Here is an 11,349-nt window from a genome sequence, read left to right as displayed (position 1 = left end):
CTATGAATGAGATTCAAAATATTGTTGACAAGATAATTGCCGAAAAAGGAAAAGATTCTGATAAGGTAATTCCGATTCTTCAGGCCATTCAAGGGAAATTCAACTATTTGCCAGAGGAGGCTTTGAAAAGAGTTTGCGATACTACGGAAATTACAGAATCTCAGATTACGGGAATCTCGACCTTTTATTCTCAGTTTAGACACCATCCTGTAGGAAAGCATATTGTAAAAGTATGTGTTGGAACGGCTTGTCACGTAAAAGGAGCCAAGCAGGTTTATGATAGTTTCAAGCGTGAATTGAAAATTACTGAAGGTGATACCGATGCGGATAAGCTATTTACTGTTGAAGAAGTGGCTTGTTTGGGATGTTGTACCATTGCTCCTGTTGTACAGATTGATGATGTGACTTACGGACATGTAGAAACCGGAAAGGTTGCTGAGATCATCGAGGATTTTAAAAATCTTGCACCAAGTGAAGAAAAGCAGGTAAGAGAGGTTACCGAAGATGGAATTTCACAGGGAGAAATTCGAATCGGATTAGGTTCCTGTTGTATTGCAAGTGGTAGTTCGGGAGTAAAGGAAGAACTGGAAAGAACTCTTGCAGACAATAAAATTAAAGTTGATGTAAAGCAGGTAGGCTGTGTTGGTGTGTGTAATCAGGTACCAATGTTAGAGATTCACAAGGATGGTGAAGAACCCGCTTTTTACACGAAAATAAAGGCGAATGAGGTAAGTGAGATTATTAAGAACCACTTTCGCTCCGAAAATTGGATAAGTCGCTTCAAAAACAGGTTTTACAATTACGCCGAGGACTTGACATTTTCCGATGTTCCGGTTAGCTCGAATAGGTACAATGCTGGTGAAGAAGGTACTCCGATTGCAGAGTTTTTAAAAGGACAAGTAAATATTGCTACTGAATACAGAGGAGAAATAAAGCCTTCAGATTTTAAAGAGTACAAATCAAAACATGGATTTGAGGCATTCGCAAAATGTTTGAAAGAACTATCACCAGATGAGATTATCGCTCAGATAGAAGAAAGTGGATTAAAAGGCCGTGGAGGCGCGGGTTTTCCATCTTTTATCAAGTGGAATTTGGTAAAGAATGCCAAGGCTGATAAAAAATACATCATCTGTAATGGTGATGAGGGAGATCCAGGAGCATTTATGGATCGCATGTTATTGGAATCCTACCCATTCAGAGTGATTGAAGGGATTCTAATTGCAGCCTATGCAGTAGGCGCAAGCGAAGGGCGATTGTACATTCGTGCGGAGTACCCGTTAGCAGTAACTCGTATTAAAGAGGGGTTGGAAATTTGTAAGAAGGAAGGCTTAATTGGAGAGAATATCCTTGGTAGTGATTTTTCTTTCGATTTAAAGGTTTTCGAAGGAGCGGGAGCTTTTGTGTGTGGAGAAGAAACAGCATTAATAGCTTCTATTGAAGGGAAAAGAGGTATTCCGGAATTGCGTCCGCCGTACCCGGCAGAAAAAGGCTTGTGGGAGAAACCAACCTTAATCAACAATACGGAAACCCTGTCATTGGTGCCATTCATTATTCGTAATGGCGCAGAAAGTTTTAAGAAGATTGGAACTGAAAACAGCAAGGGAACCAAGGTTTTTGCATTGGCAGGAAAAATCAAGCGTGGAGGTTTAATTGAGGTGCCAATGGGGATAACCATCCGCCAGATTGTAGAAGAAATTGGAGGAGGAATTGCCAACGGGAAGAAGTTTAAAGCAGTACAGATAGGTGGACCATCAGGAGGGTGTATTCCTGCTGAAATGGCGGATACAGCCATTGATTTTGATTCGCTTAAAGAAGTCGGAGCCATGATGGGATCTGGAGGATTGATCGTGTTGGATGAATCTGACTGTATGGTGGATATTGCTCATTATTTCTTGTCGTTTACCCAGGATGAATCGTGTGGTAGATGCACCTTCTGTAGAATTGGTACAAGACGAATGCTTGAGATTTTAGCGAAAATCAAATCAGGAAAAGGAAAATTGAGTGATTTGGATTTGTTGGAGCAGCTGGCCATTAATACCCAAAAGGGAAGTATTTGTGGTTTGGGAAAAACAGCGCCAAATCCTGTACTGTCAACATTAAAATACTTCCGACATGAATATGAGGCACACATCAAAGGCGAATGCCCTGCCGGGAAGTGTGAAAATCTGATTCGCTACGAAATCAATGATGATTGTACCGGATGTACTAAATGTGCTCAGCGTTGTCCGGTGGATGCCATACAGGCAAAACCATATGAATTGCACACAGTGGACAATGAATTGTGTATCAAATGCGATATCTGTAAACAGATTTGCCCGGTTGATGCAGTAGAAATAAAATAGGCCCGGAAGACCTGATAGCGTTTGCAAAACCTTTCAGCGTCGGATTGATAAATAATGAATTACGAATTATCAATTACGAATTACGAAAATGCCAACAATAAAAATAGACAATCAGACCATTACAGTTGCAGAGGGAATCAGTATCTTGAATGCAGCCCGTTCTGCAGGAATTCACATTCCTAGTATGTGTTATATGGAAGGATGTAGCAATCATCCAACCTGTATGGTTTGTATGGTGAAAAACAATGCCAATCAGCAAATGATTCCTTCTTGCGCAACCAAGGTGGTAGATGGAATGGATTTGGCAAGTGAGGACACAGAAGTAAAAGAAGCCAGAAAGGAAGCCATCGAGCTTTTGATGAGTGATCATGTTGGTGATTGCGAGGCTCCTTGTCGTGTAGCTTGTCCTGCCTATATGGATATTCCAAAAATGAACCGATTCATTGCCAATAATCAGTTCGATAAGGCATTGAAAATTGTAAAAGAGGAAATTGCCCTTCCTGGGATTTTAGGGTACGTGTGTTCTGCTCCTTGTGAGAAGGTCTGTAGGCGAAAAGATGTGGAACAGCCAGTTTCCATTTGTTTATTGAAGCGATTCTCGGAAGAAGAAACTCAAAACTATTTGCCTGAGAAGAAAGAAGCAAGCGGTAAGAAAGTAGCCATTGTTGGAGGAGGAGCATCTGGACTTTCTGCAGCTTATCATTTGTTGTTGAATGGACACGATTGTGAGCTGTTTGAAAAATATGAAGGTGTTGGAGGAATGTTACTGGCATCAGTTTTAAATGGTGACTTGCCAACAGAAGTGATGGCTAGAGAAGTTGCTGTTTTAGATCAATTGGGATTAGTAACGAATTGCAATGCTGAAGTTTCAAAAGAGAAATTTGAATCCCTAAAGCAAGAGTACGATGCAGTGATCCTTGCCAACGGAACAGATGGACAAATATTTGGTCTGGAGGCTACAAAAACTGGCTTGAAAATAGATGCTGGAACCTATACAACATCCGATCCGAAAGTATTTGCATGTGGTAGCGTAATTCGAACTCAAAAAATGGCAGTAAAAGCCATTGCGATGGGAAAGGAAGTTGCCTGGTCGGTTGATGCTTATTTAAATGATGGCAAGGCCAAAGCAACAGAACGATTATTCAATTCCAGGTTTGGAACACTTCGTAAAGAGGAGTTGGCTGAGTATTTGAAAGAATCGCTTGAAGGAGATAGAGTGGATGCAGAATCTCCGAAAGGATATACAAAAGAAGAAGCCATTGCAGAAGCAAAGCGCTGTATGCATTGCGATTGCCGCAAGCTGGATAATTGCCGTTTGAGAGATTGTGCAGAGGAGTACAAAATTGATCGCAGAAGATTTGCTTTGGGTGAAAGAAATTCTGTAATGAAATACATCAATCATGATTCGGTGATTTATGAACCGGAAAAATGCATCAAATGCGGATTGTGCATAGAGATCGCCGAAAGGCATGGTGAGAAAACCGGATTGACCAATATTGGTAGAGGCTTTACGGTAAAAGTAGCAGTTCCATTTAATCAGCAATTGAAACAAGCATTAACCATTGTAGGAAAGGAATGTGCCGAGGCTTGTCCGACGGGAGCTTTGTCGCTTCGCTCTAATTCATAATTAACAATGAATAATTAATAATATCACCTTACCCTTAGTCCCTTTCCTTTAGAAGAGGGAAACGTGAATAGCAGAAGGAAGGTGATGATAGAAATAAAATTAACTAGTAGCTCTATTCCCCTTCTCCTTTAGGAGAAGGGGTTAGGGGATGAGGTAAACAGAAAATGAAGCAACTATTCCTCTCCATATTAACAATCGCATTGAGCCTATCATCAATAGCTCAAAACAAACACAATTGGCTTTCCTTTCGTGGGAATGCACAGTTGAGTGGTGTTACGCAAGCAGAATTGCCAAAGAATCCATCTCTTTTGTGGTCCTACAAAACTGGTGATGCTATTAAATCATCGCCCATTGTTCGTAATGGCATCATCTATGTTGGATCGAATGATGGAAACCTTTATGCCTTAAGCAAATCGGGGGAGTTGAAGTGGAAGTTCAATGCGGAGACTTCAGTAGAGGCATCGCCCATGTATCTGGATGGGAATGTATATTTCGGAGCTTTGGATGGGACGTTTTATTGTTTGAATGCGAGCACTGGAAAAGTGAGGTGGAAGTTTGTAACTGAAGGTCAAGTTTCAGGATCGGCCAATTGGTTTTACGATAAGGCAAGCAAGCAAAAAAGAATTCTATTCGGTTCTTACGATTTTAAATTGTACTGTTTGGATGCCAAATCGGGAAAGAAATTATGGGATTATGAATCGGATAACTACATCAACGGAGCGGCATCATGCAATGGCGAAATTGCCATGTTTGGTGGTTGTGACGGTTTCCTGCATCAGGTGGATGTGAAAACAGGAAAAGCTAAGAATAAGCTGGATATCCAAACCTATATCGCATCATCAGTTGCCTTGGATGGGAATCATGCATTCTTCGGAAATCACGATGGGGAGTTTTACTGTGTGGATTTCAGGAAAAATCAGGTCAACTGGAAGAAGGAAGGAGCGATTTCTTATTTGGGATCGCCTGCCATTGCCAGTGATATTGTGATTATTGGAGCAGAGAACAGACAGGTGTACTGTTTCGATAAGAAATCAGGAAAAATAAAATGGCAATTTAAAACCAGGAACAAAATAGAGGCATCGCCTGTGATTGCAGCGAATGAGGTAGTAATGGCATCTGGAGATGGTCGCATATATTTATTGGATAAGGAAAATGGTCAGAAAATCTGGTCGTACGAAATAGGAAGAGCCTTAATTGGAACACCGGCCGTGGTTGAAGGAATGATTGTGGTGACAGCCATGGATGGATCTGTTTATGTTTTTGGAGAAAGGTAAACCTTCTGAAAGCCCCGCGAAGAGTGGTTGACTTAGGCTATGGGCGGCCAAAAAGTACGCAGGAAGCCATGATTTTGGCTATGGATGCCTAAATATTGCGTATGAACGGCTTAAATATCCGCAGGATGGTATATAATAGTCTATGGACGGATAAAAAGTGCGCAGGAAGCTATGATTTTAGCGATGGACCATTAAAAGTTGTAAAGGAACACTTAAAATCTGCGCGGGAAGTAGATTTTATCAGGAAAATTGGGGCATAGAACGAAAAAAAGTGATTTAAAAAGCGAATAGTAATATTTTAAGGATTCGAAAAGATTATAAGTATGAAAATAGAGTTAAAGCAAATTTCAAAATACTATCAGGTTCCGGGCAAGGAAAAGAGAATGGTTCTTGACGATTTATCCTTGAAAATAGAATCGGGTGATTCGGTTGCAATTGTAGGACCATCGGGTTCTGGCAAGAGTACTCTGTTAAACTTGATTAGTTCGTTGGATCATGCCAATTCGGGAGTAATTCTTCATGGCGAAAGAGAAATTGGGAAGCTGGGAGAAGATGAAGTTGCCCAGTTCAGGAATAGAAATTTGGGTTTCATTTTTCAATCGCATCACCTATTGCCTCAACTGAGTTTGATTGAGAATGTATTGGTGCCCCTGATTCCTGAAAAAGATAAGAAGTTAAAAGTTGAGGCAGAGCAAAGGGCTCAGGAATTGATTGATTTTGTTGGTTTGTCAGGTCAAATTAGTCAATTGCCCGGACAAATGTCGGGTGGAGAGTGTCAGAGAACTGCTGTTGTTCGTGCATTGATCCATCAACCAGGTTTGTTACTGGCAGATGAACCTACAGGATCTTTAGACAAGCGATCTGCTGATCAGCTTGGAGATTTATTGGTATCGATTAACGAAAAACAAAAAGTAACACTTGTAGTGGTTACCCATTCCATGGATCTGGCAAAAAAAATGAAGAAAATATACAAACTTGATAACGGAAAACTAACTATAATTTAAATAATAAACCCTTACAAATGAAGAACTACATCCTAATCTTAATGGCATTATCGCTGTTTTCATGTACATCGAAACAGAAAAAAGTAAGCGAATGGAGAGGTGAAAACCGCTCAGGAATTTATGCGGAAACGAATCTTTTAAAAGAGTGGCCGAAGGATGGTCCAAATCTTCTTTGGGATGCTGAAGGAGTTGGAAATGGTTATGGATCGCCTGTTGTTACTGATAATAACATTTATTTGAATGGAGAGGTGGATAGCATTGCTTATTTAATTGCAATGGATTTGGAAGGGAAGATGCTTTGGAAAACAGAATTTGGTAAAGATTGGATGAAGAATTTTATCGGATCTCGTTCTGCTCCAACTGTTGTTGATAGTTTAGTTTACGTAGCATCTGGTTTAGGAGATGTTGCTTGTATTCATGCTGAAACAGGTAAATTGAAGTGGAAAATCAACATGTTGGAAAAATTTGAAGGTAAAAATACACGTTTTGGATATTCTCAGTCTCTTTTGGTAGATGGTGATTTGGTTTTTGCTGCTCCAGGTGGTAAAGAAAAGAATATTATTGCATTGGATCGATTTACAGGAGAAACCAAATGGATCAATTCGGGTGTTGGTGAAATGCCTGCATATTGTTCTCCTTTATTGATTGAATATCCAACAAGAAATGTATTGGTAACCTTCTCGGAACATGCACTCTTAGCCGTAGAATCGCAAACAGGTAAAACCTTATGGATTCACCAGCAGGATACTACAAAGGGTGATGTAAATGGAAATACACCGATTTTTGAAAATGGATATTTGTATTACGTTACCGGATGTGGAAATGGTACTGTGAAACTAAAATTGGAAGACGAGGGAGCTAAAATCACTGAAGTGTGGAGAAATGAAGAACTAGACAACATCATGGGTGGTGTTGTGAAGCTAAATGGTAAAATCATTGCTTCGGCACATCGCAAGAAATCATGGAAGAGTGTTGATGCTGAATCTGGTGAAACTAGAGATACTTTGAAATTTGGTAGAGGTTCGAGTATTGCTGCCGATGGTATGTTGTATTGTTATAACGAGAGAGGACAAGTTGGATTGGTAGAAGTAAGTCCTGAAAAGATGGAATTGGTAAGTCAATTCAAAATTACCAAAGGAACCAAAGAGCACTTTGCTCAACCTGTAATTGCCAATGGTGTATTGTATATCCGTCATGGTGATGCATTAATGGCATATGATATTAAGGCAATTAATAATTAGCAATGAGTAGTTAATAATCGTTAAGAATAGAACCAAAAGTTAGGAACTTGTTTTTTAATGAATGTTTTCTTTTACTTAAAATCTAGACTATGAGTAAGCAAATATTTATATGTGGTTGTGAGAAAGATGGAAAAATCGAAAAAGAGTCTGTTCAAAAATTGATAGAGACTCTGGAAGAGAAGAATATTGGCTTCACTTATATTGAAGATATGTGTGGCACAATTCTTAAGAATCCAGATGATTTGGAAAGTCTGTACACAACTGAAGATGCTGTTGTTTTTGGCTGTCAGGCACGTGCCATGCAGAATTTGGTTGACAACTCAGGAAGAAGAATAGAAGAAAGTACAACAACGTACCACCATATTGATGATGACAAGGAGGAATTGATTTCGAGTTTGGAATCAGGAACAGGTGAACCACTCAAGATTAAATATTCTGATGATTGGAAGCCTTGGTATCCTGTTATTGATTATGAACGTTGCAATGGCTGTAGAAAGTGTTTGAACTTCTGTTTGTTTAGCGTTTACTCGGTTGAAGATGATGGAAGTGTTGTAGTATCGGCTTCGGCAAATTGCAAAGACATGTGTCCTGCCTGCGCAAGGGTTTGTCCACAAAATGCCATCATCTTTCCTAAACATGCCGAAAGTCCGATTGATGGAGGAGAAGGCGATGGTTCCGAAAATGAAAAAACGGATATCCTCGAACAAATTCAGAATGATGATGTTTATTCAGTATTAAGTGCAAGAAGAAAGAATTTTCAGGTGTCATTATTGAAGAAAGATCAATTGCAAATGGCAGAGGAAGAGCGACGAGCTTGTTGCAGCGGAGCAGATAAGGCGGAAGAGAAAAAAGAAGAGAAAAAAGAAGAGAAAAAAGAAGAGAAATGCGATTGCGACTGCAATTGCAAGGAAGAACCAGAGGCAAGCTGCGATTGTAATTGCGATTGCAAGGATGGTGATTCGAATTCATGTTGCTGTTAAAAAGGATAGAATGATATTTTCATTAGGATCAAGAATATTACGCACTGTTGATTTAAAGTTGCTTTGGAAATTGGGCTACAACCTTGGCTTTAAAGGCATGAAGGCAGTTGCAAAGCATAAAAAGCGTTTAAAGAATGGAGAATTGTATCCGGCTTTCATGATGATTTCGGTTACGGACAATTGCAATCTAAATTGCCAGGGATGTTGGGTAACAATTAACAATACTTCCAAGGGAATGGATGTGGAAACACTGGAAAATATCATCAATTCCAGTAAGAAAAAAGGATCATACTTTTTTGGTCTTTTAGGTGGTGAACCGCTAATGTATCCACAATTAATGGATGTGATCGAACGTCATTCCGATTGTTATTTTCAGCTTTTTACCAATGGGACTTTGCTGACCGATGAAGTGGCTCAGCGCTTAAGAAAGTTAGGGAATGTTTCTCCTTTAATTAGTGTGGAAGGCTTGAAGGATGTGAGTGACATCAGAAGGGGAGCGAAAAATGTGTATGGCCGCACCATGACGGGAATAGACTCTGCCATTAATAACAAACTATTTACTGGAGTTGCCACCAGTGTTTGTAAATCGAATTTTAGAGATTTGGTGAGCGAGGAGTTTGTGAATTCATGTATCAAGAAGGGAATTCATTACTTGTGGTACTACATTTATCGACCAGTGGGAGAACGTCCCACCACTGAATTGGCTTTATCGGAAGAAGAAATTCTGGAGCTGAGACAATTCATGGTTGACATTCGTGTAAAAGCACCCTTAATGATTATTGATACCTATTGGGATGAGAAAGGAAATGCGCTTTGTCCGGGTGCAATAGGTTTATCGCACCATATTAATCCATATGGAGATATTGAGTTTTGTCCGCCAATACAATTTGCAGGTGAAAAAATTGAGGCGGATTCCAATATTCCCGAATTAATTGAAAATTCAAAATACATTTCAGGCTTAAGAAATGGCATAACTGATTGCACACAAGGATGCATTTTGTTGGATGCTCCAGAGCAATTGAATACCATGTTGAAAGAGGCTAATGCTTACGATTCATCGAAAAGAAGCAAAGCATTCGAAGAATTACAAAAAATGAAGCCATGTGCTGGTCATCATATCCCAGGAAAAGAAATTCCTGAAAAATCGTGGGTGTACCGATTTGCAAAGAAATATTCATTCTTTGGATTTGGTGCATATGGATAGAGTAGAGACACACGGCCATTTTTGATATAATGTAGAGACGTACGGCCGTGCGTCTGTGCAAGGAAAAAAAGAAGATTACGATAATGAGATTGCAATGATATTAAGGAAAGATCAGATAAATACCAATTTAGGTAATGCACTACCGCAAGCTCCTGAGAAGCTAAAGCAAATCAGGGATTTGATTTGTGATTATGCCGCTGAAACGGAAATTGTTCCTCCTTTGCAGGAATCGGAGGTGATTTTTCATTCAGGAGAACTAATCAAAATGCATCCTGAATTGTTTCTGTATCAGAAGTTACTGGCTGTAATGATTAATAATTTTGCATGGCAAAATATTGTAGCAGGCATTCCTTTCAATCGCCGAATATTATTACTCCCTAAGTGTTTTAGTCATGCCGATTGTCCTGCAAAGTTTGACGAATTGGGTTTGTTATGCGAACAATGTGGCAGATGCGATTTGGCCGATATTATTTCTAAAGCAGATGATTTGGGCTATCATACCATAGTAAGCGAGGGAACAACATCTGCAAGTGTCCTGCTTTCATCTGGTCAGGTGGAATGTGTAATTGGCGTAGGTTGTTTGCATTCTTTCGAAAGATCTTTTCCTTTGGCTGTAAAAGAAGCAGTTCCATCCATTGCAATTCCATTGTATAATAACGATTGTAAGGATTCCAAAGTTGATGATGTTTGGTTGAATGAAGTTCTTGCCAATCGAAAGGAAAGTAATTGGCATGGCTGGATCGATTTGGATCAATTAAAGAAATCCGTAAACTCATGGTTTAGCAAAGAAAAATTGCAGGAGTTTTTTGATTACAAAGACGGTACCGTAGATATTGCAATTGACTGGATTGAAAAAGATGGGAAGCGTTGGCGTCCTATAATGATGACTGCAGTTTATGATGCCTTAAAAGGAAAATCGGGAGAATACAACGAAACCATTCAAAAATTAGCTGTTTCTATAGAGTGCTTTCATAAAGCATCTTTGGTGCATGACGACATCGCGGATCAGGATGATGAGAGATATGGTAAACCTAGCTTACACAAGGAATTTGATGTTCCGGTTGCATTAAATGTTGGTGATTTAATTGTTGGGTATGGTTACCAAATGATTGCTGAATCAGGTGCGAAGCATATTAAAAGCTTATTAAAGGTGGCTTCTCGAGCTCATCGCGATTTGTCTTTAGGACAAGGTGAGGAATTACTATGGAGATCGAATGGTAAACTGCTTAATCGAGAAGAAATCATTCGAATATTTAGTAATAAAACTTCACCAGCCTTTGAGGTGGCGTTGCAATTTGGAGCGATTCATGCCAATGCAGGAAATGATGTTATCGAAGTGATTACGGAATATAGCACAGCACTTGGCATTGCTTATCAAATTAATGATGATTTGGATGATTTCAGGCAAAATGAAATTGCCAGTGGATTTAATACGGTTCAGCCCTCTATGATTTCATGTATACTGAATGAAAAGTATCCCCAGAAGATGAAGGAGTGGAGGAAAAATCAAAATTCAGATATTCTGAAATGGGATGAAACCAAAGAGGCAATAAAAGAAGCAGAAGAAATGCTGAGCGAGTACAAATACAAAGCAATGAAAAGCCTATGCATGTTGTCCAATTCAAATTTAAAGATATTATTAACGCGATTATTGAATCGGATTGTACCTGAATAAAT

9 protein-coding genes are annotated in these 11,349 nt (G+C 39.4%); all 9 read left to right on the top strand.

The features are described from left to right. The first annotated feature begins 2 nt into the window (after positions 1–2). The 9 genes from ACKPCA_RS06835 to ACKPCA_RS06795 all read left to right on the top strand — a co-directional run bounded on the left by ACKPCA_RS06835 (position 3) and on the right by ACKPCA_RS06795 (position 11,347). On the top strand, positions 3–2,342 hold the full coding sequence (locus ACKPCA_RS06835; protein WP_321282107.1) for an NAD(P)H-dependent oxidoreductase subunit E: 2,340 nt from the start codon (positions 3–5) through the stop codon (positions 2,340–2,342). Between the two features lie 88 nt (positions 2,343–2,430). Next, on the top strand, positions 2,431–3,969 hold the full coding sequence (locus tag ACKPCA_RS06830; RefSeq protein ID WP_321282106.1) for a 2Fe-2S iron-sulfur cluster-binding protein: 1,539 nt from the start codon (positions 2,431–2,433) through the stop codon (positions 3,967–3,969). 164 nt (positions 3,970–4,133) lie between these two features. Then, positions 4,134–5,243: an outer membrane protein assembly factor BamB family protein gene (locus ACKPCA_RS06825; protein WP_321282105.1), complete on the top strand. Its 1,110-nt coding sequence runs from the start codon at positions 4,134–4,136 to the stop codon at positions 5,241–5,243. A gap of 125 nt (positions 5,244–5,368) precedes the next feature. After that, positions 5,369–5,503 (top strand): hypothetical protein, encoded by a 135-nt coding sequence (locus tag ACKPCA_RS06820; RefSeq protein ID WP_321282104.1) that lies wholly within the window; start codon positions 5,369–5,371, stop codon positions 5,501–5,503. A gap of 63 nt (positions 5,504–5,566) precedes the next feature. After that, on the top strand, positions 5,567–6,247 hold the full coding sequence (locus ACKPCA_RS06815) for an ABC transporter ATP-binding protein (RefSeq protein WP_321282103.1): 681 nt from the start codon (positions 5,567–5,569) through the stop codon (positions 6,245–6,247). 17 nt (positions 6,248–6,264) lie between these two features. Further along, positions 6,265–7,488 carry a PQQ-binding-like beta-propeller repeat protein gene (locus ACKPCA_RS06810; RefSeq protein ID WP_321282101.1) on the top strand — a complete coding sequence of 408 codons (1,224 nt, stop codon included), beginning with the start codon at positions 6,265–6,267 and terminating at the stop codon, positions 7,486–7,488. Positions 7,489–7,577: 89 nt separating this feature from the next. Continuing rightward, positions 7,578–8,468 (top strand): ATP-binding protein, encoded by an 891-nt coding sequence (locus tag ACKPCA_RS06805; protein WP_321282100.1) that lies wholly within the window; start codon positions 7,578–7,580, stop codon positions 8,466–8,468. A 10-nt stretch (positions 8,469–8,478) separates the two neighbouring features. Continuing rightward, a complete protein-coding gene (locus ACKPCA_RS06800; RefSeq protein ID WP_321282099.1) occupies positions 8,479–9,672 on the top strand; it encodes a radical SAM protein in 1,194 nt (397 codons plus the stop codon). Between the two features lie 94 nt (positions 9,673–9,766). Then, positions 9,767–11,347, top strand: coding sequence for a polyprenyl synthetase family protein (locus ACKPCA_RS06795; protein WP_321282097.1), 1,581 nt, complete (start codon positions 9,767–9,769; stop codon positions 11,345–11,347). Positions 11,348–11,349 lie beyond the last annotated feature (2 nt).

Origin of the sequence: Marinifilum fragile, from assembly GCF_963677365.1 — a bacterium.
In the GTDB taxonomy this organism is placed as follows: domain Bacteria; phylum Bacteroidota; class Bacteroidia; order Bacteroidales; family Marinifilaceae; genus Marinifilum; species Marinifilum fragile.
This window is presented reverse-complemented; position numbering and strand designations above follow the sequence as displayed.